24 protein-coding genes and 3 other annotated features are annotated in these 25,718 nt (G+C 46.5%); of the genes, 22 read left to right on the forward strand and 2 right to left on the reverse strand.

The window, feature by feature from the left end; genetic code table 11:
* Positions 1 to 2 precede the first annotated feature (2 nt).
* The 5 genes from dnaI to rplT all read left to right on the forward strand — a co-directional run bounded on the left by dnaI (position 3) and on the right by rplT (position 4,660).
* Positions 3 to 941: a primosomal protein DnaI gene (gene dnaI, locus CKW00_RS01580; RefSeq protein ID WP_095821089.1), complete on the forward strand. Its 939-nt coding sequence runs from the start codon at positions 3 to 5 to the stop codon at positions 939 to 941.
* A gap of 51 nt (positions 942 to 992) precedes the next feature.
* Positions 993 to 1,212, forward strand: a binding site (T-box leader).
* 66 nt (positions 1,213 to 1,278) lie between these two features.
* Positions 1,279 to 3,228: a threonine--tRNA ligase gene (gene thrS / locus CKW00_RS01585; RefSeq protein WP_095821090.1), complete on the forward strand. Its 1,950-nt coding sequence runs from the start codon at positions 1,279 to 1,281 to the stop codon at positions 3,226 to 3,228.
* A 103-nt stretch (positions 3,229 to 3,331) separates the two neighbouring features.
* Positions 3,332 to 3,458, forward strand: a sequence feature (ribosomal protein L20 leader region).
* A gap of 43 nt (positions 3,459 to 3,501) precedes the next feature.
* Positions 3,502 to 4,047: a translation initiation factor IF-3 gene (infC, locus tag CKW00_RS01590; RefSeq protein ID WP_179946310.1), complete on the forward strand. Its 546-nt coding sequence runs from the start codon at positions 3,502 to 3,504 to the stop codon at positions 4,045 to 4,047.
* A 29-nt stretch (positions 4,048 to 4,076) separates the two neighbouring features.
* Positions 4,077 to 4,274 (forward strand): 50S ribosomal protein L35, encoded by a 198-nt coding sequence (gene rpmI, locus CKW00_RS01595; protein WP_008588599.1) that lies wholly within the window; start codon positions 4,077 to 4,079, stop codon positions 4,272 to 4,274.
* Positions 4,275 to 4,303: 29 nt separating this feature from the next.
* Positions 4,304 to 4,660 carry a 50S ribosomal protein L20 gene (gene rplT, locus CKW00_RS01600; protein ID WP_008588601.1) on the forward strand — a complete coding sequence of 119 codons (357 nt, stop codon included), beginning with the start codon at positions 4,304 to 4,306 and terminating at the stop codon, positions 4,658 to 4,660.
* Positions 4,661 to 4,805: 145 nt separating this feature from the next.
* Here the strand turns inward: rplT and CKW00_RS01605 are convergent, their stop codons facing one another.
* Positions 4,806 to 5,204 (reverse strand): sigma-w pathway protein ysdB, encoded by a 399-nt coding sequence (locus CKW00_RS01605; protein ID WP_093105733.1) that lies wholly within the window; start codon positions 5,202 to 5,204, stop codon positions 4,806 to 4,808.
* A 118-nt stretch (positions 5,205 to 5,322) separates the two neighbouring features.
* Between CKW00_RS01605 and CKW00_RS01610 the strand changes: the two genes are divergently transcribed.
* The 5 genes from CKW00_RS01610 to pheT all read left to right on the forward strand — a co-directional run bounded on the left by CKW00_RS01610 (position 5,323) and on the right by pheT (position 11,592).
* Positions 5,323 to 5,805: a dUTP diphosphatase gene (locus CKW00_RS01610; protein ID WP_095821091.1), complete on the forward strand. Its 483-nt coding sequence runs from the start codon at positions 5,323 to 5,325 to the stop codon at positions 5,803 to 5,805.
* Between the two features lie 67 nt (positions 5,806 to 5,872).
* Positions 5,873 to 6,958 (forward strand): M42 family metallopeptidase, encoded by a 1,086-nt coding sequence (locus CKW00_RS01615; RefSeq protein WP_095821092.1) that lies wholly within the window; start codon positions 5,873 to 5,875, stop codon positions 6,956 to 6,958.
* Positions 6,959 to 7,081: 123 nt separating this feature from the next.
* A complete protein-coding gene (locus tag CKW00_RS01620) occupies positions 7,082 to 7,819 on the forward strand; it encodes a TrmH family RNA methyltransferase (RefSeq protein ID WP_095821093.1) in 738 nt (245 codons plus the stop codon).
* 47 nt (positions 7,820 to 7,866) lie between these two features.
* Positions 7,867 to 8,077: a binding site (T-box leader), on the forward strand.
* 41 nt (positions 8,078 to 8,118) lie between these two features.
* Positions 8,119 to 9,153 (forward strand): phenylalanine--tRNA ligase subunit alpha, encoded by a 1,035-nt coding sequence (gene pheS / locus CKW00_RS01625; protein ID WP_095821094.1) that lies wholly within the window; start codon positions 8,119 to 8,121, stop codon positions 9,151 to 9,153.
* 12 nt (positions 9,154 to 9,165) lie between these two features.
* Positions 9,166 to 11,592 carry a phenylalanine--tRNA ligase subunit beta gene (gene pheT, locus CKW00_RS01630; protein WP_095821095.1) on the forward strand — a complete coding sequence of 809 codons (2,427 nt, stop codon included), beginning with the start codon at positions 9,166 to 9,168 and terminating at the stop codon, positions 11,590 to 11,592.
* A gap of 30 nt (positions 11,593 to 11,622) precedes the next feature.
* Here pheT and rnhC read toward each other — a convergent pair whose 3' ends face one another.
* Positions 11,623 to 12,558, reverse strand: a complete 936-nt coding sequence (gene rnhC / locus CKW00_RS01635; protein WP_095821096.1) for a ribonuclease HIII — start codon at positions 12,556 to 12,558, stop codon at positions 11,623 to 11,625.
* A 143-nt stretch (positions 12,559 to 12,701) separates the two neighbouring features.
* On the opposite strand from rnhC, the gene zapA reads away from it, so the two are divergent.
* The 12 genes from zapA to uvrC all read left to right on the forward strand — a co-directional run bounded on the left by zapA (position 12,702) and on the right by uvrC (position 25,711).
* Positions 12,702 to 12,980 (forward strand): cell division protein ZapA, encoded by a 279-nt coding sequence (gene zapA / locus CKW00_RS01640; protein WP_076569746.1) that lies wholly within the window; start codon positions 12,702 to 12,704, stop codon positions 12,978 to 12,980.
* 1 nt (position 12,981) lies between these two features.
* Positions 12,982 to 13,536: a CvpA family protein gene (locus tag CKW00_RS01645; RefSeq protein WP_008588612.1), complete on the forward strand. Its 555-nt coding sequence runs from the start codon at positions 12,982 to 12,984 to the stop codon at positions 13,534 to 13,536.
* Between the two features lie 81 nt (positions 13,537 to 13,617).
* Positions 13,618 to 15,333 carry a DNA polymerase/3'-5' exonuclease PolX gene (polX, locus tag CKW00_RS01650; protein ID WP_095821194.1) on the forward strand — a complete coding sequence of 572 codons (1,716 nt, stop codon included), beginning with the start codon at positions 13,618 to 13,620 and terminating at the stop codon, positions 15,331 to 15,333.
* Positions 15,334 to 15,347: 14 nt separating this feature from the next.
* A complete protein-coding gene (locus CKW00_RS01655) occupies positions 15,348 to 17,693 on the forward strand; it encodes an endonuclease MutS2 (protein WP_095821097.1) in 2,346 nt (781 codons plus the stop codon).
* Positions 17,694 to 17,716: 23 nt separating this feature from the next.
* Positions 17,717 to 18,124: a DUF350 domain-containing protein gene (locus CKW00_RS01660; RefSeq protein ID WP_095821098.1), complete on the forward strand. Its 408-nt coding sequence runs from the start codon at positions 17,717 to 17,719 to the stop codon at positions 18,122 to 18,124.
* 249 nt (positions 18,125 to 18,373) lie between these two features.
* Positions 18,374 to 20,068 (forward strand): long-chain-fatty-acid--CoA ligase, encoded by a 1,695-nt coding sequence (locus CKW00_RS01665; RefSeq protein WP_095821099.1) that lies wholly within the window; start codon positions 18,374 to 18,376, stop codon positions 20,066 to 20,068.
* A 74-nt stretch (positions 20,069 to 20,142) separates the two neighbouring features.
* The gene (locus CKW00_RS01670) at positions 20,143 to 20,730 is read left to right on the forward strand and encodes a TetR/AcrR family transcriptional regulator (RefSeq protein WP_008588617.1); all 588 of its coding nucleotides are present in this window, start codon (positions 20,143 to 20,145) and stop codon (positions 20,728 to 20,730) included.
* Between the two features lie 17 nt (positions 20,731 to 20,747).
* Entirely contained in the window at positions 20,748 to 21,515 is a 768-nt protein-coding gene (locus CKW00_RS01675; RefSeq protein ID WP_095821100.1) for an enoyl-CoA hydratase, read from the forward strand.
* 18 nt (positions 21,516 to 21,533) lie between these two features.
* A complete protein-coding gene (locus CKW00_RS01680) occupies positions 21,534 to 22,307 on the forward strand; it encodes an electron transfer flavoprotein subunit beta/FixA family protein (RefSeq protein ID WP_008588619.1) in 774 nt (257 codons plus the stop codon).
* 29 nt (positions 22,308 to 22,336) lie between these two features.
* Positions 22,337 to 23,317: an electron transfer flavoprotein subunit alpha/FixB family protein gene (locus CKW00_RS01685; RefSeq protein ID WP_095821101.1), complete on the forward strand. Its 981-nt coding sequence runs from the start codon at positions 22,337 to 22,339 to the stop codon at positions 23,315 to 23,317.
* Positions 23,318 to 23,502: 185 nt separating this feature from the next.
* Entirely contained in the window at positions 23,503 to 23,817 is a 315-nt protein-coding gene (gene trxA / locus CKW00_RS01690) for a thioredoxin (RefSeq protein WP_008588621.1), read from the forward strand.
* Between the two features lie 97 nt (positions 23,818 to 23,914).
* Positions 23,915 to 25,711, forward strand: coding sequence for an excinuclease ABC subunit UvrC (gene uvrC / locus CKW00_RS01695; protein ID WP_095821102.1), 1,797 nt, complete (start codon positions 23,915 to 23,917; stop codon positions 25,709 to 25,711).
* Positions 25,712 to 25,718 lie beyond the last annotated feature (7 nt).

Consider the following 25,718-nt stretch of genomic DNA (forward strand, 5'->3'; position numbering starts at 1 on the left):
ACGTGGAGCCGATTCAGGAATCTTTGAAGAAATGGATGCGAAATAACGAATCGTTCAAAAACCGCATGAATCAGGCAAGGCAGCAGGTGCTCGAAGCCCCTGAAGTCAAAAAACTGATTGAAGAAACAGAGGGGCTGACGAGAACGGTGGCTGAGAAGAATCTGATTAAACTTCACGAATATCAGAACCAGTCGCTGGCCTGTGAGAAGTGTCCTTCCCGCGCGGAGTGCATTAACATCTTGCCCGGCTACGTGCCCCGTGTGGAAGTTCACGGACAGGAAGTGAAAATCGCTTACGACAAATGCCCGAGACAGGTAAAAAAAGAAAGAGAAGAAAAACAGCGTTCCCTCGTCAAAAGTTTGTACATGCCTAAAGAACTGCATGAAGCGACGTTGGAAAAACTGGATTTCACCGGCAGCGAAGAGAGAAACGAAGCAGTAATGAAAACTGTAGCCTACGTGGACCAGCTCGGGGAAAAACTTCCACAAAAAGGACTGTATTTCCACGGACTGTTCGGTGTAGGAAAAACATACTTTCTCGGAGTTCTTGCGAATGAACTCAGTAACCACAACATCGAGACTATGGTGATTTACATGCCGGAATTCGTGAGGGAAATGAAAGCTTCGATTAAAGATGATTCTATTGCAAGTAAAGTGGATGCTTTCAAAAAAGTACCCGTTCTAATGCTGGATGATATCGGGGCGGAATCACAATCCGCCTGGTTCCGCGATGAAATACTCGGCTCTATTCTTCAGCACAGGATGATGGAAGGACTTCCCGTCTTCTTCACTTCCAATTACTCCCTTAAAGAACTGGAACAGGTAATGGGTCATACGAACAGAGGAGAAGTGGGTGCTTTGAAAGCGACGAGGATCATTGAAAGGATCCGTCAATTGAGCGACCCGGTGGAAGTGAGCGGTCCAAACCGGAGAAATCGGTAGGAAAGCTTGATTTAACCGTGGGAGAGGGCTATAATAACGACATAATGATAAATGAAAGCTTGGAAGAGGACATGATTGGTAAAGTACCTGTGGTTCAGAGAGAGAAGTCGCGGCTGGAAGCTTCTCCCGGAAGGATTATCAATTACCACCTCGGAGCTCCGGCTGTGAACTGTGAGTAGCGGTCGGCGTATATCTGCGTTAAGGATAATGAAGACGCCTCAATAAGGCGTGAATGATGGGTGGAACCGCGAGTCGATAACTCGCCCCTTTTGCGAAAGCAATTGTGGGCGGGTTATTTTATTTATGGGAAAATTATTATACAGAAGGAGTGGCAGTGATGGCAGAATCGATAAGTATCCAGTTTCCGGATGGCAACGAGAAAACTTTCGACCGGGGTGTAACAGGTGAGGAGATAGCTCACTCTATTTCTCCCGGATTGAAAAAACAGGCGCTTGCTGTAAAACTTGACGGCGAAATGTACGATTTGCGGCGCCCGATCGAAAAGGACGCCTCCATCGAAATCGTAACGTATAAAAATCCGGAGGGGGTGGAAGTATTAAGACACTCGACCGCCCACCTTATGGCTCAGGCAGTGAAGAGGGTGTTTGACGAGGATATTAATCTCGGGGTAGGTCCTGTGATCGAAGACGGTTTCTACTATGATATGGATCTGAATACATCCATCACTCCCGAGGATCTTCCGGTAATTGAAAAAGAAATGCAGAAAATCGTTGATGAGAATCTGGAAGTGAAGCGATTTGAACTCAGCCGGGAAGAAGCGATACAGAAGTATAAAGAACTTGGGGACGACCTTAAAGTAGAACTTATAGAAGATATTCCTGAAGGAGAGACGATCAGTTTCTATCAGCAGGGTGAGTTCGTCGATCTCTGTCGCGGTGTGCACGTTCCGCAGACAAGCAAAATTAAAATCTTTAAACTGCTCAACATCTCAGGTGCATACTGGCGGGGAGACAGTGATAATAAAATGCTTCAGCGTATTTACGGTACAGCTTTTGAGAAACAGGAGGAGCTTGACGAATATCTTCGTTTAAGAGAAGAGGCAAAAGAGAGGGACCACCGCAAACTAGGTAAGGAACTCGGCATTTTCACGGTCAGTCAGGAAGTCGGACAGGGGCTGCCACTCTGGCTTCCAAACGGCGCCACGATCCGCCGTACAATTGAGCGCTACATCGTGGACCTGGAGGAAAGACTGGGGTACAATCACGTTTATACTCCCGTTCTTGGAAGCGTGGATCTGTACAAAAAGAGTGGACACTGGGATCACTACAAAGAGGATATGTTCCCTACGATGGAGATGGACAATGAGGATCTCGTGCTGCGGCCGATGAACTGCCCGCATCATATGATGGTTTATAAAAATGAATACTACAGCTATCGTAACCTGCCTGTCCGTATCGCGGAACTGGGTACGATGCACCGGCACGAAATGTCCGGCGCCCTTGCAGGTCTGCAGCGCGTCCGTGCTATGACGCTTAATGACGCTCACATTTTCGCCCGCCCCGATCAGCTGAAAGAAGAATTTAAACGCGTCGTCAGACTTGTCAGCGAGGTATATCACGATTTCGGCCTGAACGACTATTATTTCCGTCTATCCTATCGTGATCCCGAGGACAAGGAAAAATACGTAGATAACGATGAGATGTGGAATAAATCCCAGGCTATGCTGAAGGAAACGATGGATGAAATGGAGCTTGATTACGTGGAAGCGGACGGGGAAGCAGCTTTTTACGGTCCGAAACTGGATGTTCAGGTGAAAACGGCTCTCGGAAAAGACGAGACGCTCTCCACGGTCCAGCTTGATTTCCACCTGCCGGAACGGTTCGATCTCACGTACGTCGGAGAAGATGGCAAAGACCACCGTCCTGTCGTTATCCACCGCGGTGTCGTCTCCACGATGGAGAGGTTCGTAGCTTTCCTCATCGAGGAATATAAGGGGGCGTTCCCGACGTGGCTCGCCCCTGAACAGGCGCGGATCATTCCGGTCTCTGCGGACGTCCATCTGGATTACGCCAAACAGCTCGAAGATCGTCTGCGCCAGTCAGGAATCCGGGTGAGCGTAGATGAACGTAACGAAAAAATCGGATATAAAATCCGTGAGGCCCAGACAGGAAAGATACCGTTCCAGCTCGTCGTAGGCGATAAAGAAATAGAAGCCGATGCTGTGAACGTACGCAGGTACGGAGAACAGAATTCGGAAACGAAAGAGGTATCCACTTTTATCGAAGAAGTGCGAAACGAAATAGACCAGAAATTATTGCGGAAATAATGAGAGGGAGGGGCAGGTATTCCTGCTCCTTCAAAATGAAATAAAGGTTTGACAAGGGAAGAACTCGGTGATAATATATATTAGGTAAATGAATGAACGGATCTGAGACAAGAAGAAGCACCCGCTTCTCACCTGATCGACGCTCAATGAGCAGTTGGCAGGTTCAATTTCCCTGCTTTTCAGTAGGGCTACGTGTGGGTGCAGTTATGTACCCGCACTTTTTTGTGTAATCAACAACTTGTCGATGACAGATCTTGTTATGATTTTCCGAATATAATTTGGAGGTGGCTAGATATTAGCAAAAACGATAAGACGTTAATTAATGAGAAGATTCGTGCCAAAGAAGTTCGTCTCATAGACGTAAATGGCGATCAGCTTGGTGTCAAATCTCGTAATGAAGCGTTGGACATTGCTGCGAATGCAGAACTCGATCTCGTTATGGTTGCACCTAACGCGAAACCACCGGTATGCCGGATCATGGATTACGGGAAATACCACTTTGAACAGCAGAAGAAAGAAAAAGAAGCCCGTAAGAAACAGACGACTATCAAACTGAAAGAAGTACGTCTGAGCCCGGGTATCGAAGAACACGATTTCAACACGAAATTACGTAACGCGCGTAAGTTCCTTTCCAAAGGGGACAAAGTGAAAGCTTCCATCCGTTTCCGCGGTCGTGCCATCACACACAAAGAGCTTGGTCAAAAAGTACTTGACCGTATGGCTGATGAGTGTAAAGATATAGCGCAGGTAGAAACGAAGCCGAAGATGGAAGGCAGAAATATGTTTATGATGCTTGCTCCACTTAACGAGAACAAGTAACCGACATCTAGTTAAAGGAGGAAATGGATATGCCAAAAATGAGAACTCATAAAGGCTCCCAGAAACGCTTTAAGAAAACAGGTAACGGGAAGGTTAAACGCTCCCACGCGTATACGAGCCACCTGTTTGCCAATAAGTCTCAAAAGCAGAAGCGTAAATTGCGCAAAGATGCACTCGTATCTAACGGAGACTATCGTCGTATCAAGAACATGCTTCCGAAAAAATAATTTAAGTATCACAATCAGGAGGGATTATTATGCCACGCGTTAAAGGTGGAACAGTGACACGTCAACGTCGTAAACGTGTCTTAAAGCTAGCTAAAGGTTATTATGGTTCGAAACACGCCCTATTTAAAACAGCAAAACAACAGGTAATGAAGTCAGGTCAGTATGCGTATCGTGACCGTCGTCAGCGTAAACGTGACTTCCGTAAACTGTGGATTGCACGTATCAACGCTGCAGCACGCATGAACGACATTTCTTACAGTCGTCTTATGCACGGTTTGAAACTCGCAGGAGTAGAAGTGAACCGTAAAATGCTTGCCGATCTTGCAGTTAACGATGAAGCAGCCTTCACTTCTCTTGTAGATCAGGCTAAAACAGCTCTTAAATAAACGCGTTTTGAACGTAAGAAGGCCATCTCCCTGGTTTGGGAGATGGCTTTCTGTTTAGATAGAGTTTTACAAGTGTTATTTCTTCAGAACGGGTGGACGGGTACGAAAAAAGATAAAGTAAGAGCATATTTTCCTGCAGGTTTTTCTATTGTTTTTCAAACGGCCGTTGCAACAATGTTTTCATCGGATATTTCCATTCGATGGAGGCGTGAGGATAACGGATCAGAATTTCTTTTTCCAGAAAATAAAGATCTTCCCGCTCCATCCCCGTCAGCCTGTCCGGTTCTTTTGCGGAAACTGTAATGGAAACCACTTCGAAAGACTCTTCCGTGGCCCCGACATATTTTTCACCTTCAAAGATAGCTCCTTTGTAAGTGATAAAGAAATTGCGTTTCGGGTTGTCTTCATTATCTTCGAAATAAAAACTGCGGTTTTCCACAGCCGTATTAAATTGCCGTTTCGGATCTTTGGCCAGCTGCACCATTGTATAGACGAGAAACAGAAGAGCAGCCAGTAAAAGTATTCTGAATAAAATGACCATCATAGTAATCGTCCCCTTGTAGGCTTATAGTAGAGATACGGGAGAACAGGAGCAGAAGTTTCAACTATTTTTAAAATGACAGCGATGATTTTCACCCGACGTAACGATAAGGAGGAGAAAAATGCACTGGGCAGAACTTTATGAATACCAGCGGCAGCTGGATAAGTACATCGAGCAGCATAAAAATGTAGAAAAAGAGTCGGTCGTCGATCATAAGACCCTGGCTTTTTACGTGGAGCTTGGGGAACTGGCAAACGAGACGAGATGTTTCAAATTCTGGAGTAATAAGCCTGAAAGCGATCATGAAACCATCAGGGAAGAATATGTGGATGGACTTCATTTTCTACTCTCTCTTGGGATAGAGTTGAACAGTTATGTCGAGTCGGCGGAAATTTCCGACGTCACCTCCCGGACAGAGGCCTTTCTAACGGTATACCAACGTTTGGGTGAATGGAAACGTGAAAAAACGAAGCAGACTTATCAAAATCTTTTTGATGCGTACGTGACTCTTGCCGCTGCGCTGAACATTTCGGAAGAAGATATGAAGCAGGCCTATCTCGAAAAGAATGATGAAAATTATGATCGTCAGGACCGGGGGTATTGAGTTATTTTTGTGATTTTTTCGACTTCGGTTTATAATGGACAGGGAGTAATTCAAAGGAGGTAATAGGATGGCGAAGAAAGACGAAACGCTTACGATGCTTAAAGATCTTACGGATGCAAGAGGAGTCCCGGGTAATGAGAGAGAAGCCCGCGACGTGATGGAGCAGTACATAAAGCCTTACGCGGACAGCGTATACACAGACAACCTCGGAAGTCTGATTGCCGAGAAACGCGGAGATAAGAAAGGCCCTAAAGTGATGGTGGCCGGTCACCTCGATGAAGTAGGGTTTATGGTAACACGTGTAGACGAGAACGGGTTCGTCTACTTCCAGACAGTAGGAGGCTGGTGGAGTCAGGTGATGCTGGCCCAACGCGTTACAATCATGACCGGAAAAGGCGATGTTACAGGTGTCATCGGTTCGAAACCCCCGCATATCCTTTCAGCAGAACAGCGTAAAAAACCTGTGGATATCAAAGATATGTTTATCGATATCGGTGCGGGCTCCAGGGAAGAAGCGGCTGAATTCGGAGTGAAACCTGGAGATTCCGTTGTCCCGTATTTTGAATTCACTCAGATGAACAACGAAAAAATGCTGCTTGCCAAAGCATGGGACAACCGGATCGGCTGTGCAATAGCCATCGAAGTATTGAAGCGCCTGAAAAAAGAAAAACACCCGAATATCGTTTACGGTGTAGGGACAGTCCAGGAAGAAGTAGGCTTGAGAGGGGCGAAGACAGCTGCCAATATGATCCAGCCTGACATTGCTTTCGGAGTGGACGTCGGCATCGCGGGTGATACTCCTGGCGTTACGGACAAAGACGCCCAGGCTTCAATGGGAGAAGGACCTCAAATCATCCTTTACGACGCTTCCATGATTTCGCACAAAGGACTGCGGGATTTTGTGACCGATACGGCAGATAAGAATAATATCCCTTATCAGTTCGATTCCATGGCTGCAGGCGGTACGGACTCAGGTTCCATTCATCTGAGTCATAATGGGGTACCGGCGCTCTCCATTACAGTACCGACCCGTTATATCCATTCCCATGCTGCAATGCTGCACCGGGATGATTTCGAAAACGCAGTAAGTATTATTGTAGAAGTGATCAAAAACCTTGATAATAAAACTGTCGAGAATATTACGTTCAACTGATCATGCTGAACAGGACCCGCTCCATTTCCAAGGGGCAGGTCCTGTTACTTTTGCGGTGAGGATTAAGATTATCGGCCGGTGAACGATGGCCGGTAAGAGTAAGGAAAGAGTGAGGAATAACCAATGATAACATCCGTCAAAAATCAAAAAGTGAAAGAGTGGAAGAAACTCCATAAGAAGAAATACAGAGACCGGTATGGACTTTTTCTCGTGGAAGGCTATCACCTTGTGGAAGAAGTAGTTAATAGTGACTGGGAAGTGAAGGAACTTATAGTTCAGGAAGAGTCCCGCGTGCCGTTTTCTTATGAAGGGAATAAGGAACTTGTAAGTGAAGCGGTAATGAAGGAGATTACGGAAACAGAGACACCGCAGGGGATTATGGCAGTCGTGTGTAAAAAAGAAGAGAAAGTGGAAACGGGATCTCGTTTTCTCCTCCTTGATACTATCCAGGACCCCGGAAATCTCGGGACCCTCATACGGACGGCAGATGCTGCGGGATTTGATGCAGTACTCATCGGCAGGGGAAGCGCAGATCGCTTCAACGATAAAGTGGTACGTGCGACCCAGGGTTCGATGTTTCATGACATGAAAGTGATGGAAGTCTCTCTGGATGATGAAATCCCCTTACTTAAAAGCAGAGGTGTCGACGTTTGGGGGACTGCCCTGGATGGGGCCGGTAATTACACGGAATTGAAGCGGCCGCAGAAAGTAGCGATTCTCCTCGGCAATGAAGGGAATGGCGTCAGGGAAGAACTTCTCGGGCTTTCCGACGAAAGAGTGAAAATACCGATATACGGAGAAGCGGAATCGCTCAATGTCGCTGTCGCCGGAGGAATATTAATGTTTGCTGTGAATCAGTAGTTGCATTTACTTTACAATTTTCCTATAATTATTTATTAGTTATACAGGTAAAAGCTTTGACGGAGCAAAGTAGACAGTCGCAATATCGGTTACAGGGAGGCAGCGTCTCAGACTGGAAACGCTGCTGCCGCAGCGACTGCTGAAATTTCACTCTTGAGCTGGCACAGTCGTGTCCGGATGACGGTCCGTTAACTTACGCAAAGTGGGCACAACTGTGTCAACAAGGGTGGTACCGCGACCATGAACCTCGTCCCTTCTTCAGGGGGCGGGGTTTTTGTATTTATAAGGAGGTATGGATAATGAAGGAACGTTTGCAGGAACTCGAACAGGAAGCACTGCTGAAAGTAGAGCAGGCGGAAACCATTGAAGAATTAAAAAGTGTCCGTGTGGAATATCTAGGTAAAAAGGGGCCGATAACGGAAGTGCTCAGGGGCATGGGCAAATTGCCCAAGGAAGAACGTCCGGTAATAGGTCAGTTAGCAAATGAAGTAAGAGAAAGAATTGCCGATGCCATTGAGGAAAAACAGTCCAGACTTGAAGACGAAGCCCTTGAGGAACAGCTGAAAAATGAAGACATTGACGTTACCCTCCCCGGTCGTCCGGTCCAGGTAGGCGGGCCGCACCTTCTCACTTCAATTATTGAGGAGATTGAAGATCTGTTTATCGGGATGGGCTTTGAAATCAAAGAAGGTCCGGAAGTGGAAACGGATTACTACAATTTCGAAGCATTAAATCTGCCTAAGGGCCATCCTGCCCGCGATATGCAGGATACGTTCTATATTACCGAAGAGTTGCTGATGCGTACGCATACGTCTCCGGTACAGGCAAGAACGATGAATGCCAAAAACGGAAAAGAACCTGTAAAAATGATATGTCCGGGGAAAGTGTACCGGAGAGATAACGACGATGCCACGCATTCCCACCAGTTTACCCAGATCGAGGGGCTGCTTGTCGACGAAAACGTTCGGATGAGCGATCTGAAAGGGGTATTGCAGGAATTTGCGGCTAAAATGTTCGGAAGAGAACGGAGAATCCGTCTGCGCCCGAGTTTCTTCCCTTTTACGGAACCTTCCGTAGAGATGGATATTTCCTGTAAAGTTTGCGGAGGAGAAGGGTGTTCCGTCTGTAAAGGAACCGGTTGGATAGAAATTCTCGGAGCAGGTATGGTGCATCCGAACGTTCTTGAAATGGCCGGGTACGATTCCGAAAAATATTCCGGATTCGCTTTCGGGATGGGTCCTGAACGGATTGCAATGCTGAAGCACGGAATTGACGACATACGCCATTTTTATACGAACGACGTACGTTTTCTCAAACAATATCATAACGCGTAAGGAGGAATTAATATGCTTATTTCATTGAACTGGCTGAAAGAGCTCGTAGATATCAGCGGCTATACGACAGAGGAACTGTCGGAAATTATAACAAAAACCGGGATTGAAGTGGACGGCATCTCGGAGCCGGAAGAGCTGCCGCAGGGAGTGGTCGTCGGGAATATCATCAGCTGTGAGCAGCATCCCGATGCGGACAAACTCTCTTTGTGTCAGGTGGACACCGGAGAAGAGACCCTTCAGATCGCCTGCGGTGCCCCTAACGTAAAAGCAGGACAGAAAGTGGCTGTAGCTAAGCCTGGAGCCGTGCTCCCGGGCAACTTCAAAATCAAAAAGACGAAATTGCGCGGGGAAGAATCAAATGGAATGATCTGTTCCCTTCAGGAACTCGGAGTGAACGAAGAGGATGTGCCGGAAGCTTTCAAAGACGGCATCTTCGTTTTTCCTGAGGATACAGAAACGGGAGAAGATGCAGTGAAACTTCTGAACCTGGATGATTCTGTACTTGAACTTGACGTGACACCGAACCGTGCCGATGTCCTGAGCATGGTGGGGATGGCTTACGAAACGGCGGCTGCACTTGATCGGAATTATACGCTCGAGCGTCCTTCCTATGAGGAAGCGAAAGATAAAGCGGACTCTGACGTAGCGGTGAAGATTGTAGATAAAGAAGCGAATCCGTATTACGGAGCTTTCGTTGTGCAGGATGTTGAAGTGAAAGAGTCGCCGCTGTGGTTGAAAAATCGTCTCATGGCTGCCGGAACAAGACCCGTCAATAACGTAGTGGATATCACGAACTACGTTCTCCTTGAGTATGGGCAGCCACTTCACGCTTTCGACCGTGACCGTTTCAACAGTGATATGATTGTTACCCGCTACGCCGAGGAGGGGGAGATTCTGGAGACCCTGGACGGCAAGATGCGGACGCTTTCCCCTCATCACCTTGTCATCACCAATGGAGAGAAAGCCCACGCACTAGCCGGGGTTATGGGAGGTAAAGAATCCGAAGTGCACGAAGGTACTACTGATTTACTTCTCGAAGCTGCATACTTCGACCCTCAGGTAGTGAGACAAAGTGCGAATGACCACGAGTTACGCAGTGAATCCAGCGTACGTTTTGAAAAGGGACTGGACGTTAACCGCGTTGCTCAGGCCGGGGAAAGAGCGTGTGAACTGCTGCAGAAATACGCCGGGGCGACAATATTGAAAGGCATAGCTGAAGAAGACCACTTGAGTCGCAAAGAAACAGTCATCCGTATGGAGACGTCCAGGCTGAATGATCGGCTCGGCACGAAAATGGAAGTACAGGATGTGAAGAACGTTCTGCGACGCCTGCAGTTCGAGTATGAAGAAAAGAAAGGCGTCTTTGATGTGCAGATTCCGTCCCGCCGTTTTGATATCTCGATATTTGAAGATATGCTGGAAGAGACGGCACGTATTTACGGGTACGATCATATACCTTACACTCTCCCGGAAGATTCCGGCCAGGCAGGCGGTCTTACAGAAGAACAGCGACTGAAAAGAAACGTTAAAACGTTTCTTGAAGGGGCCGGGTTAAGTGAAACGATCACTTATTCACTGACAGATGAAAAATCGGCTGAAGAAATGATCAGTCCTGAGTTGAAAGATGAACAGCACGGGGCGATACGTCTGGCCATGCCGATGAGTGAAGACCACAGTCACTTACGTCTGAGTATTCTCCCGGAGCTTTTAAGGACTCACAGTTATAATACTGCAAGACAGCAGCAGAATCTTGCGTACTACGAACTCGGGAAAGTGTTTATAAGCAGAGAAGACGAGCACGTGCAGCAGCCGAAAGAAGTTCTTCGTGCAGCGGGGGCTGTTTCCGGCGAATGGGTTGCGAATCCGTGGCAGCAGGAGAAGAAAGAGGCAGACTTTTTCGTAGTCAAAGGTATCGTGGAAGAGATGGCGGGCCGTCTTGGTCTTTCTTTCACTTATGTGAAAGGAGAAGTCCAGGGGATGCATCCGGGCCGGACTGCTCTCGTAATCTGTAACGGAAAGACGATAGGTTTCATGGGGCAGGTGCACCCCCGCTACCAGAAAACACATGACCTGAAAGAAACGTATGTTTTCGATCTGAATATGGATCTGCTGCTGAATCTGTACGAAAGAGAGGAAACGTTTGTAAAAATCCCTAAATTCCCTTCCGTATCCAGGGATATTGCACTTGTAGTAGACGAAAAGACCTCGGCTGGTGAGATCGAAGAGACTATCCTCACAACCGGTGCTCCTCTCATTAAACAGGTGCGGGTATTTGACGTATATCAGGGGGAACACCTTGATCCCGGAGAGAAATCGATTGCTTTCCGACTGCTCTATCAAAATCCGGAACGAACATTAAAAGATAAAGAAGTGGAAGAAGCACACGGTGCAATATTGGAAGCCGTTGCCGAAAAACACGATGCAAGACTGAGGCAGTAAAAAACAGAATAAAAATAGCTCAGAGAAGGTTCATCCTTCCTGAGCTATTTTTTTCGCTTTTTCCGTGTTGGCGAAGTGCCACTTCACCACGTCTTTCAAAGTATCTTCTCCGTGAGATTTCAAAATCGCTGCTGCTGCCCGGTCGACTTTCGAAGAGGCTCCTTTTGGGATAGTTCTGCCGAAATGACGGCTCAGCTTATTCATTTCCTTCACGAATAAGGAGCGGGCGAGTATGGAAGCGGCAGCTACCGGAATCGAATAACTTTCCGCTTTTGTCATAAAATATGTGTTGCTCTCCATTGTTTTTCCTTCGGATCGCAGATGTTTTTTATAAATTTCCGGTCTGGCAAATTCGTCTATCAGAATTCCTTCAGGACGTATGGGAGACAGGTCCTCCCCAAGTTTCGTTACGGCCTGATGATGAAGCAGGGCTTTCATTTTGCCCTGGGACCACCCCTTTTCCCTCCATTCATTGTATCGACTGTTGGATAGACGCATGAGCCGGTAAGATATGTTCATCTCAACGATACGTTTCGCTATTACGGTTATTTTATCATCTGTCAGATGTTTGGAATCTCTGACGCCGATTTCTTTGAGCGTGCGTATCTGCTCTTCATCAGCGTAGAGAGCACAGACGGTGATAGGCCCGAAGTAATCTCCCGTACCTGCTTCATCCGAACCGATATGAGGACTTTGAAAAAGATCGGCCGGTGGATGGTATGCGTGAGTTTCTTTCTTTGAATTCCGTTCCTTGGGCGTGTGTGCCCCCTTTTCCCACTGCCCCGCTTCCTGCTCCGGTGTCTTTCCCTGAAAGACCACTTTCCCAGATTGGTAAGCTGTGATGGAGGCCAGGGGGGTATGAGCCTGGAACACGGCATGGGGAGGCGTTTTCTTTAAATTTCGGCTATAATAGTTTTTCATTTCTTCTATTCTCTCGGGTGTAGCTTTCAATACATAAGTCGGCATAAATCATTGGTCCTTTCCTGCTCGTTATGGACTAATTATATCAGACTGTGCGTATCGCGGGTGGGATGCTTTATATTGCTTTCCTATTTGTTTATCTTCGTGTTAAGATACTAGTTAGGATTGACAAGCAGGAGGGAATGGACGTGTCCCAATCGGATAAAGGAAAAGTAAAGACTACCGTTGAAATTTACAACCGTTCCTATACTATAGTAGGAAATGAGGACGATCGTCACGTTCGTGAAGTAGCAGGCAGAGTAGATGGCACAATGAGAGGGATCATAAAGAATAACCCTCGGCTTGATACCGCTAAACTGGCCGTGCTTACAGCTGTCAACACGATGAGTGATTATATTAAACTGAAAAAAGATTACGATGAACTTATGAGCTATATTCAAAAGTTGGAGAAAGAGGCCGGAGACTGATATGATTATTGATTTATTGATACTTTTAATTTTATTCCTTGGCCTCGTCAAAGGTATGAAGCGGGGTTTCGTGTTACAGCTTTTTCATATCGTCGGGTTCATTGCAGCTTTTCTGACCGCTGTACTGTACTACGATGACCTTGCTTCAAAACTTACACTATGGGTTCCTTACCCGGAATTTCAGGAGAACGGGGCCTGGGCTATATTTACAGGGGACGTCCCTATGGAAGTGGCATTCTACAATGCAGTAGCTTTCATACTGATATTTGTGGCGGTGAACGTAGTCATACAGATTATCGCTTCGATGCTTGATTTTGTAGCGGAACTTCCGATACTGAAATCTCTCAACCATCTGCTGGGTGGTGCGCTCGGATTTGTGGAGAACTATCTGATTCTTTTCATATTCCTGTATATAGCCGCTTTAACTCCTATCATGTTCCTGCAGAACAGCCTGGATAATTCAGTGCTGGCCCCGCTGATCGTTGAATACACACCCATTATTTCCGGGGAGATAAAGTCACTCTGGATGAAGGAATTTGCAGGGTTTTTCAAATAAGGGATCTCAGAAGAGCCGCCGTGATTATTAACTGTCATAGCGGCTTTTTATGTATAAAGGAGGAGAGTTTGAGTGAGTCAGATAAACAAAAAAAATGTTATAAAATTACTGGAGGACATAGCGGTGTACCTGGAGCTGAAAGGGGAGAACCCGTTCAGGATATCCGCTTATACAAAAGCCGCTCAGGCTCTGGAGCGTGACAACCGCTCCCTTACCGAGATTGACGACTTCACTAAAATCAAGGGAATAGGAAAGGGAACTTCCGCAGTAATCGAAGAGTATATTGAAACCGGGAAGTCTCCTGAACTCGAGGAGTTACAGGAGGAAGTCCCTGAAGGGCTGATTCCGCTTCTGGATTTGCCGGGCCTTGGTGGTAAGAAACTGGCAAAGCTCTATGATCAGCTCGGAATCGTAAATAAAGACACGCTGCAGAAGGCATTGGAAGAAGGGGAGGTGGAAAAACTCGAAGGCTTCGGTCAGAAATCAGCGGAAAAAATGCTTCAGTCTCTCCGTGATTTCGGTACCCGGCCCGACAGGCTGCCTATCGCTTACATGCAGCCTTTTGCAGAAAAGGTGGAAGAATACCTGCATAAGCTTAAGACTATTGAGCGGTTTTCCCTTGCCGGAAGTATGCGGCGTATGAAAGAAACGATCGGTGACCTCGATTTTATCATTTCCTCGAAAAGCCCGGAGGAAACGAGGGATGAACTGTTAAATCATCCTGATATACGGGAAGTGATCGCTTCCGGAGAAACGAAAGTCTCTGTAGTGTTACGCGGAGACTGGGATGTGAATGTGGATTTCCGCATAGTGAAAGATAAAGAATTCGCTTCCACCCTGCATCACTTTACAGGTTCGAAAGATCATAATGTCTTAATGCGTCAAATTGCCAAATCCCAGGGAGAGAAGATAAGCGAATATGGAGTCGAAAACAGTGAGTCCGGAAAAATAAAGACCTTCAAAACCGAGAAAGCTTTTTACGAGCATTTCGGTCTTACTTATATTCCTCCGGAGGTAAGAGAGGGAAAAGAGGAAACAAAGCTGTTCAGACAGCCTGTGCCGCTTCTTCAGCCTGAAGATATTAAATCCGACCTGCATATGCATACCACCTGGAGTGACGGGGCCCACTCTGTCGAAGAGATGGCCGAACGATGCAAAGAAAAAGGATATGAATATATAGTGATAACCGATCACTCAAAATATCTCAGGGTTGCGAACGGACTTACCGAATCAAGGCTTCGTAAGCAGAGAGAGGAAATCGAAAGAGTGAATGATAAGATGTCTGATTTTCACATCTTTTGCGGAGTGGAAATGGATATCCTGCCGGATGGTACGCTGGATTTCGATGATGACTTTCTGAAGGAGATGGACGTAGTGATAGCGTCTATTCATTCCAGCTTTTCCCAGTCAGAGGAAGAAATAATGAAACGTATGAATGCAGCACTCGACAACCCGCACGTCGATATTATTGCTCATCCCACCGGCCGTTTGATCGGAAAAAGACAGGGATACGCGGTTAATATCGAAAAACTCATTAAAAAAGCCGGAGAAACAGGGACCGTTCTTGAATTGAACGCCAATCCGAATCGTCTGGATTTAATGGCTGATAATATAGAGAAGGCTCAGGAGCACGGAGTAATGATAGCCATCAACACGGATGCTCACAATTTCCCTATGCTTGAGGATATGAAGACGGGCGTCGGTACTGCACGACGGGGATACATGAAGAAGGAAAACGTATTAAATACAAAATCTTTGAAAGAATTTAAGAAATGGCTTAACGATACTTCAAAATAAAGGGGCACTACTGCATGAACGAACGAATTTTGGGCGTGCTTGAGTTTGGAAAAATAATCGAAAAGCTGACCGGTCACGCGGAGACTTCACTTGGAAAGGACGCGGCTCAGCGGCTGAAACCTTCCACAGAATTGCCGGAAGTGGTGAAACTCCAAAACGAAACAGATGAAGCCCAGCAGGTACTTCGGCTGAAAGGACATATTCCGTTCGGAGGCATCAGAAACATTAAACCGCATCTTAAACGCACCTCGATTGGAGGTGTGCTCTCGGCGACCGAATGTGTGGATGTGGCGACCACTATTTATGGCGGTAAAGAATTGAAACGCTTTGTAGAGGAAATGGAAGAGCCTGACATGCCGATTCTGAGAGAATTTGTCGACATTATTCATCCACTACCGATACTTGAGAGAACAATCAGGAACAGTATCGACGATAACGGAGTGGTCATGGACGGGGCATCCGATACCCTCCGTTCGATCCGCAGCAGAATCAATACGTTGGAAAGCAGGCTGCGGGATAAAATGGAATCTTATACGAAGCAGCAGTCCGAAAAACTGTCGGACGCTATCGTAACGATAAGAAATGAAAGGTACGTATTGCCTGTGAAGCAGGAGTATCGGGGAAGTATCAAAGGGATTGTTCATGATCAGTCATCATCGGGAGCGACACTCTTCATAGAACCCCAGCCTGTAGTCGATATCAACAACGACCTGCAGGAGGCGAGGGTGCAGGAGAAAAGGGAAGTGGACAGGATTCTCGGAGAACTGTCCGAGGCCATTGAAGAAGACCGGCCTATCCTTGCCGAGAATGTCCGGGTACTTGCCGGACTTGATTTCATTTTTGCGAGAGCAAAACTCGGCAGAAGTATGAGAGCAGCTATGCCCGCTATGAACAACGAAGGCAGAATATTGATGAAGCAGGCGAGACATCCGCTTATTTCAGAGGAAGAGGTAGTGCCGAATGACATTGAGCTCGGTACAGACTTCACTTCCATCATCATTACCGGTCCGAACACCGGAGGTAAAACAGTAACACTGAAGCTGGTGGGTCTATGTACATTAATGGCTCAGGCCGGACTGCAGATCCCTGCGATGGATGGCTGTGAACTTGCAGTATTCGACAACGTTTATGCGGACATCGGAGATGAGCAGTCCATTGAGCAGAGTCTCTCCACTTTCTCTTCCCATATGACTAACATCGTGGATATTCTGGATAAGGTCGATGACTCTACACTCGTGCTTTTTGATGAGCTTGGAGCCGGTACGGACCCGCAGGAAGGTGCAGCTCTTGCTATGGCTATCCTGGATGAAGTGGTTGATAAAGATGCAAGGGTCATAGCTACGACCCACTATCCTGAGCTGAAGGCATACGGCTACAACAGGGAAAACGTCGTCAACGCTTCCGTAGAATTCAACATCGAAACGCTCGAGCCGACCTACCGGCTATTAATCGGAGTGCCGGGGAGAAGTAATGCCTTCGAAATCTCGAGACGTCTTGGCTTACGGGAAGATGTAATCAGTGCCGCCAAAGAAAGAGTGGGAGTCGACTCGGAAAGTGTCGAATCCATGATAGCTTCTCTCGACGAAGCAAGGAGAGAGGCGGAGGCGGACTATGAACGGGCTGAAGAGATAAGGCGCGAAGCGGAAGAAATTTACTCGGATCTTAACAGCGAATGGAAACGGTTCGAGGATCAGAAGGAAAAGCTGTATAAGAAAGCCGAAGAAAAAGCGAGACAGTCTGTGGATAAAGCACGGGAGGAAGCGCAGGGCATCGTAGACGAACTGAAGCAGATGAAGAACTCCTCCCAACTGAAAGAACACGAGTGGATTGAAGCCAGGAAGATGTTCGATGAAGCTGAGCCGGAGCTTACGAAGAAAGAGAAACAGCCGAAGAACAAGCAGTCGAATGAAACGAAAGAACTTCAGGCTGGAGACGAAGTAAAACTTCTTACGCTGAATCAGCAGGGGGTTATTGTCGAGAAAGGAAGAAACGACGAGTATCAGGTTCAGGTAGGATCCATGAAAGTAAAAGCGAAAAGGAAGGACCTCGAATTCGTCAAAACGAAAAAGCCGGAACGGGAGAAACAGATTGCACCGGTAAGAGGGAAAACTTCCCACGTGAAACCTGAGCTTGATCTGAGAGGGGAAAGGTATGAAGATGCCCTGAACCGTCTTGAAAAATATCTTGATGATGCTCTTCTCGCCGGTTACCCTCAAGTTTCCATTATCCATGGAAAAGGGACAGGCGCCCTCAGACAGGGAGTACAGTCGCTGGCAAAACGACACTCCAGAATCAGTACGGCGCGTTCCGGAGGTATGAAAGAAGGCGGAAGCGGTGTTACTGTACTTGAACTTAAATGATTCTGCAGGGGGAGAGGTGAAACATGGAAGGTTTCTGGGAAATTTCGATCGTGGACACTGCAGCGAGATTCAGTGTGGTCGTGCTATGTATAGTCGTTTTCCTTACTCTATTCGAGCTGGTTACCAAGTATGATAACTGGAAAGAAATTAAAGAAGGGAATCTGGCAGTAGCTATGGCCACCGGTGGAAAAATATTCGGTATATCTAATATCTTCCGTTTTTCCATTGAGCATAATGATGCTCTGTTTCTTTCCATCGGCTGGGGAGTTTTCGGATTTCTGCTTCTCCTCATCGGTTATTTCATCTTTGAGTTTTTAACTCCATCTTTTCGCATAGATGAAGAGATTGAAGAAGGGAACCGGGCCGTCGGGCTTCTTTCCCTCATTATCTCAGTCGGTTTATCTTACGTAATCGGCGCTACAATTATATAAGGGGAGACAGTCATTGCGTACATTATCCATTATAATGATCGTAGTAGCGGTATTGTTTATTGCTGCAGGTGTCATTTACTTAATCTGAGTTCCCGGTTATTTCCGTCTTCGCCCGTATTGAACAGGGTGAGGCGGGAAAAAAACGGGAATTTATTACTAGGAACATATTATTGAAATATTTGAAAAATCATTCATTTTTTCCCTTCCAGCCGTTATAATGGTAGTAACTCATTTTAAGGAGGGGAAGGAATGACCCAGTCCGAAAAGATATGGCATAAGCATTACCCGAACGAAATCGAGGTTGAGAAAGAGTATGAAGAAAAGCCATTGCATGAGTTCTTGAAGCAGAGTGCCCAGTCGTACGCAAAAAAGAAAGCGCTTTATTTTATGGGGAAAGAAATGACGTATGAAAAGGTTTATGAGGAAGCCTGCCATCTTGCGGGTTATCTGCAGCAGCTTGGAGTTGAGAAAGGCGACCGCGTTTCCATTATGCTGCCGAACACTCCTCAGTCTGTCATCAGTTATTACGCCGTCTTAATGGCCGGAGGCATCGTCGTACAGACGAACCCGCTCTATACGGAAAGAGAACTTCAGTATCAGTTGAAGGATTCAGGCGCAAAAATGATTATATGTCTGGACATCCTCTATCCGAAAGCTGCTTCCGTCAAAAAACAGACGGATCTTGAACACATAGTAGTGACCGGGATTCGGGACTATTTACCTTTTCCTAAAAACACGCTTTATCCTTTTGTCCAGAAGAAAGAATACAAAATGATCGTCAGCCCGGAACATAGCGGGGAAACACATCTATGGAAAAACATATTCAAATCGGAAGTGCCGGCCGTTACGGAAATCGATATAGATCCGAAAGAAGATCTGGCACTGCTGCAGTACACGGGAGGGACGACCGGATATCCGAAAGGAGTAATGCTTACCCATTACAACCTTGTAGCCAATACGCAGATGTCCGTGGACTGGATGTATAAGAGCAAAAAAGGGGAAGAAGTCACTCTCGGGATGCTGCCGTTCTTTCACGTATACGGCATGACCTCGGTGATGAATCTATCCATTATGATGGGATTCAAAATTCTTCTTATTCCTAAATTCGAAGTGGAAGAAGTGCTTAAGACGATAGATAAAGAAAGACCTACGCTTTTTCCGGGAGCACCGACTATATATATCGGTCTTTTAAATCATCCGAATATAAATAAATATGATCTGTCGTCAATCGATGCCTGTATCAGCGGGTCTGCGCCCCTACCTGTAGAAGTGATGGAGCGTTTCGAAAACGTGACAGGGGGACGGCTCGTCGAAGGATATGGTCTGACTGAAACGTCTCCGGTTACCCACTCCAATTTCCTGTGGGGAAGAAGAGTTCCCGGTAGCATAGGCGTACCATGGCCGAACACCGACTCCAAAATTTTGGATCTGTCCGGAGAAGGAGAGGCCGAAATCGGGACCATAGGTGAAATAGCCGTCAAAGGTCCTCAGGTGATGAAAGGCTACTGGAACAAAGAAGAAGAGACGCGGGAAGTGCTGAGCCCGGACGGATGGTTCAAGACCGGGGATATCGGCTATATGGACGAAGAGGGCTACTTCTACATTGTCGACAGGAAAAAAGATATGATCATCGCCGGCGGATATAATATTTACCCGCGGGAAGTGGAAGAAATTCTTTATGAGCACAGTCAGGTTCAGGAAGCCGTCGTAGCCGGAGTGCCGGATCCTTACAGAGGGGAAACGGTCAAAGCTTACGTCGTAAGAAAAGAAGGCACCAACCTTACGGAAGAAGAACTGAATGAATTCTGTAAGCAGCACCTGGCCGTATACAAAGTTCCTAAACTTTATGAGTTCAGGGAAGAACTGCCGAAAACTGCCGTCGGTAAAATACTGAGGAGAAGTCTGGTGGAGGAAGAAAAAGAAAAGCAGAAGAAGCTCAGTTGACAGAATAAATTTTAGTGGGTAGAATAAGAGATGAATGATGGTTCATTCATTATTTCGAAGGCAGGAGAGCAGAGATGAAACAGACGAAGCCAAAATACAGACAAATCATTGATGCAGCGGTTGAAGTTATTGCCGAGAATGGATATCATTCATCTCAAGTTTCTAAGATAGCTAAACGGGCAGGAGTTGCGGACGGGACGATTTATCTCTATTTCAAGAATAAAGAAGATATCCTCGTTTCGCTCTTCCAGGAAAAAATGGGAGTCTTTATAGAAAGAATCGAAAGTGCAACTACTTCAAGACAGACTCCATCCGAGAAACTGCGTGTACTGGTGGAGACTCATTTCGAACAATTATCTGAAGATCACCATCTGGCTGTGGTGACGCAACTTGAATTGCGCCAATCCAATAAGATGCTCAGAATGAAAATCAATTCCGTACTGAAAAAATACTTAGACGTGATTGATGAGATAGTCGAGGAAGGTATCAGGGAAGAAGTTTTTCGCGATAATATAAATAGAAAACTGGTACGGCAATTGATTTTCGGTACTATCGATGAGGTAGTGACAAACTGGGTTATGAAAGAAGAACGCTATGATATCACTAAGCAGGCGAAAGAAGTACACGAGATGATTGTGGAAGGGCTGCTTAGACGTCCATAGCAGGGGGAGTGGATAGGATGGATACATTAACTTATGAAATCAAAGATCAGGTGGCTGAGATCACCATAGCAAGTCCGCCTGCCAACGCTTTGTCCAGTACAATTCTGGCAGATCTCAACGAAATTCTGAACGAACTGGATGCAGAGAAGTCTCTTAAAGCTGTCATTTTAAAAGGCGAAGGAAAATTCTTTTCAGCCGGTGCCGACATAAAGGAATTCACCGAGTTTCAGGGCGGCAAAGAAAATATGTCTTTCAAAGGCCAGGCGGTTTTCGACAGAATTGAACAGTTTCACGCCCCTTTCATAGCGGCCATTCATGGAGCTGCCCTGGGCGGAGGGCTGGAACTTGCTCTTTCCTGTCATATGAGATTCGTTACGAAGAAAGCGAAACTCGGCCTTCCTGAACTGGGGCTCGGAATCATACCGGGCTTCGGAGGGACTCAGCGCCTGCCCCGTTATGTGGGAGATGCTAAAGCTTATGAGATGATTTTGACGGCTGAGCCGGTAAGCGGTGAAGAAGCTGTCAAAATAGGGCTTGCCAACGGAGCGGTCGAGGAGGAGGAACTTCTTGATCACGTCAGGAAAGTGGCGGCATCCATAGCGGCCAAAAGCAAACCGTCTGTGGAGCACGTACTCAGACTTGTGCCGAACGTCTATGAATCCACACTGAATGCAGGATTGAAAGACGAAGCTGAACGCTTTGAAGAGGTTTTCCGCACAGAAGATGCTGCAGAAGGTGTGCAGGCTTTTATCGAGAAAAGAAAACCCGAGTTCCGTGATAAATAGAAACTGGAGGGAAATGTAATGAATATTTATGTTTTGCTTAAAAGAACTTTTGATACAGAAGAAAAAATTTCTATCAGCAATGGAAAGATCGAAGACGAGGGTGCTGAATATATCATCAACCCTTATGACGAATACGCTGTGGAAGAAGCTATCAACCTGAAAGATGCACACGGCGGGGAAGTGACCGTAGTTACAGTCGGTGATGAAGAAGCAGAGAAACAGCTTCGTACTGCTCTTGCGATGGGCGCTGATAAAAGCGTTCTCATCAATACCGAAGATGATCTCGAAGAAGGGGATCAGTATACGACGGTTAGAATTCTTGAGGCTTATTTCAAGGAAAATGAACCGGATATCATCTTGGCCGGTAACGTAGCGATCGATGAAGCGAGCGGTCAGGTCGGGCCGAGACTGGCTGAGCGGCTGGATATACCATTCGTCACTACGATTACAGACATATCCATCGATGGAGAAACAGTCAATATCGAGAGGGACGTTGAAGGTGACGTGGAAAAAGTGGAAACGACACTTCCGCTTCTCGTTACATGTCAGCAGGGCTTGAACGAGCCGAGATATCCTTCCCTTCCAGGGATTATGAAAGCGAAGAAGAAACCTCTGGAAGAAATTGAAATTGACGATCTTGATCTCGAAGAGGACGATGTGGAAGCAAAAACGAAAACACTCGAAATCTTCCTTCCTCCTGAAAAGCAGGCTGGAAAAATTATCGAAGGCGAACCGGATGAGCAGGTTAAAGAACTTGTAAGTCTTTTGAAGAACGAATCCAAGGTACTGTAATCGGACACAGGAAAGGAGAAGGTTAAGAAATGAGTAAAAATATATTAGTAATCGCAGAAGCGAAAGAAGGCGAACTGAGGAATGTCTCTTTTGAAGCTATAGCTCTTGGTAAAACTCTCAGTGAAGGTGGAGAAGTCGTAGCCACAATTTGTGGAGAAGGCGATCTCAATTCGATGGCGGAAGAACTTATCAATTATGGAGCTGATCGTGCAGTTACCGTTGCAAACGCTGAATTGAAAACGTATACACCGGAAGGCTTCACTCAGGCGTACAAAGCGGTTATCGACCAGGAGAGTCCGGACGGAATCGTTATGGGGCATACGTCCATCGGTAAAGACGTAACTCCTAAACTGGCCAGTCAGCTTGAAACCGGTCTGATTTCCGATGTGACCGAGGTAGAAGAAGGGGATGACGGCTTTGTCTTCACACGCCCTATCTACTCCGGTAAAGCATTCGAAAAGAAAGTGGTGACAGAAGGTGTTACATTTGTGACCATCCGCCCGAACAACATCGCTGCTCTTGAGAAAGATGACAGCAGAAGCGGAGATGTTTCATCGTTGGACGTGGACGTACAAAATATCCGCACCATTATCAAAGAAGTGATCCGTAAAACTTCCGAAGGGGTGGATCTGTCCGAGGCGAAAGTAATTGTAGCCGGAGGCCGCGCTGTAAAAGGTCCGGAAGGGTTTGAACCGCTTCAGGAACTTGCCGATGAACTCGGCGGGGCTGTAGGGGCCTCCCGTGCAGCCTGTGACGCAGGTTATTGCGACTATTCACTTCAAATCGGCCAGACCGGTAAAGTTGTGACACCTGACCTGTATATCGCCTGCGGTATCTCGGGCGCTATTCAGCACCTTGCCGGTATGTCAAACTCCAAGGTGATCGTAGCTATCAACAAGGATCCCGAGTCGAACATTTTCAGTATTGCCGATTACGGTCTTGTAGGTGACATTTTCGAAATCGTTCCTAAGCTTACGGAAGAAATCAGAAATATGAAAGTGAATGCGTAACATCTTATCCGGGGGCTCCTGTCCCCGGTTTATTTGTTTGCGGATAAGTCGTTTGCCGGCAGCGAAATCTCAGCGTTCAGGCCCACTGTGGAGAGTAGTGTTATGACTGATAAACAAAATATTAGTCACGTTCCGTACGTAATGATATACTCAGTACAAACATAAGTTGATAGGAGGATTTAATTATGGCAATTGTAAAAGCAAGTGATCAGAACTTTGAACAGGAAACAAATGACGGTCTGGTACTCGCAGACTTCTGGGCACCGTGGTGCGGCCCTTGTAAAATGATTGCACCGGTTCTTGAAGAAATTGATGAAGAGATGAGCGATGAAGTTAAAATCGTTAAGCTCGACGTTGACGAGAACCAGGAAACGGCAAGTAAATTCGGAGTAATGAGCATTCCGACTCTACTTCTATTCAAAAATGGTGAAGTAGTCGACCAGATAGTCGGTTTCCAACCGAAAGAACAGCTTACAGAAGTTATCAGAAAACACGCGTAAATTATATAAGCCGTGCTGTGAATTGCAGCATGGCTTTTTTTGACCGGTAATCACGAAACGTGTAAGCCGCAGTCAAAGCAGAATTGGAGTGAATGGGATGAATCACGTGATTAGTGAGAAATTAGCTGTTCTCCCTGATCAGCCCGGATGTTATTTAATGAAGGACCGGCACGGGACGATTATTTACGTCGGAAAATCAAAAGTGCTGAAAAACCGTGTGCGCTCCTATTTCACGGGAGCTCATGACGGGAAAACCCAGCGACTGGTCAGTGAGATAACAGATTTTGAATACATCGTCACCACGTCAGAAATAGAAGCACTTATTCTCGAAATGAACCTCATAAAAAAACACGATCCTAAATATAACGTACTGCTCAAGGACGATAAAACGTACCCTTATTTAAAAATCACAGCTGAAGAACACCCGAGACTGCTCGTTACGAGAAAACTGAAAAAAGATAAAGGGAAGTATTTCGGACCCTACCCGAACGTGGTATCGGCAAGAGAAACGAAAAAGCTGCTGGATCGGCTTTATCCGCTTAGAAAATGTAATAAAATGCCGGAACGTGTCTGTCTATATTATCATATGCATCAGTGTCTCGGACCGTGCGAATTCCCTGTGTCCCGGGAACAGAACCGGGAAATCGTGCAGCAGATTTCCTCTTTCCTAAGCGGAGGTCACGGAGAAATCAAGAAAGATCTGCAAAACAAAATGTATGAGGCTTCGGAAAAAATGGATTTCGAACGTGCCAAAGAGCTGCGGGATCAGGTGAGCCACATAGAGTCGGTGATGGAACAGCAGAAAATGACGATGAATGACCAGGTGAACCGCGATGTGTTCGGTTATGCCTATGACAAAGGCTGGATGTGCGTGCAGGTGTTCTTCGTGCGTCAGGGGAAACTGATAGAAAGGGACGTTTCCATCTTTCCGTTTTTCGACGATCCCGAGGAGACTTTTCTCTCTTCGATTGCGAGTTTTTATCTGCATCAGAATCATCTTTATCCTAAACAGGTGCTTGTACCCCTCGGTACGGACACAAACGTGCTCGAAGGCGCTATTGACACGGACGTAAACGTTCCGATGAGGGGCCGCAAGAAAGAACTTGTGGAGCTGGCGGAGAAGAATGCCGAAATTGCGCTGGAAGAAAAATTCGCTCTCATTGAAAGAGATGAAGAACGAACGGTGAAAGCCGTGGACACCCTGGGTGAAGTGCTGAATATAGAAGCTCCCCTGCGGATCGAAGCTTTTGACAACTCCAACATACAGGGGACGGATCCTGTATCGGCAATGGTTACCTTTATAGACGGAAAACCGAGTAAAAAAGATTACCGGAAGTTTAAAGTGAAAGATGTAAAAGGGCCCGATGACTACGAAACGATGCGTGAAGTGATCAGGCGCCGGTATAAACGAGTGTTGAGGGAAGAGAAACCACTCCCTGATCTTATACTGATCGACGGGGGCAGAGGACAGATGTCGGCAGCTCAGGACATTCTTGAAAATGAGCTCGGGCTGGATATACCGATGGCCGGTCTTGCGAAAAACGACAAGCATAAAACAAGTGAACTTCTTTATGGCGATCCACCCGGCCCGGTAGATCTGGACAGGCATTCCCAGGCGTTTTATCTCGTGCAGCGTATACAGGATGAAGTGCACAGATTCGCCATCTCCTTCCACCGACAGCTGCGTGGAAAAGGAGCACTTCAGTCCGAACTGGATGATGTCCCCGGCGTAGGAGAGAAGAGAAGGAAGTTGCTGCTGAAACATTTCAAGTCGATTCCCGCTATACGGGAAGCTGATATAAATGAAATAGTGAAACTCGGGATCCCCGAGCCGGTGGCGCGTACCGTCCAGATTAAATTGAATGAAAAAAAAGAAGAACCGGGAGAATACTGATGCCGGT

The organism is Salimicrobium humidisoli (assembly GCF_002295105.1).
GTDB classification, from domain to species: domain Bacteria; phylum Bacillota; class Bacilli; order Bacillales; family Halobacillaceae; genus Salimicrobium; species Salimicrobium humidisoli.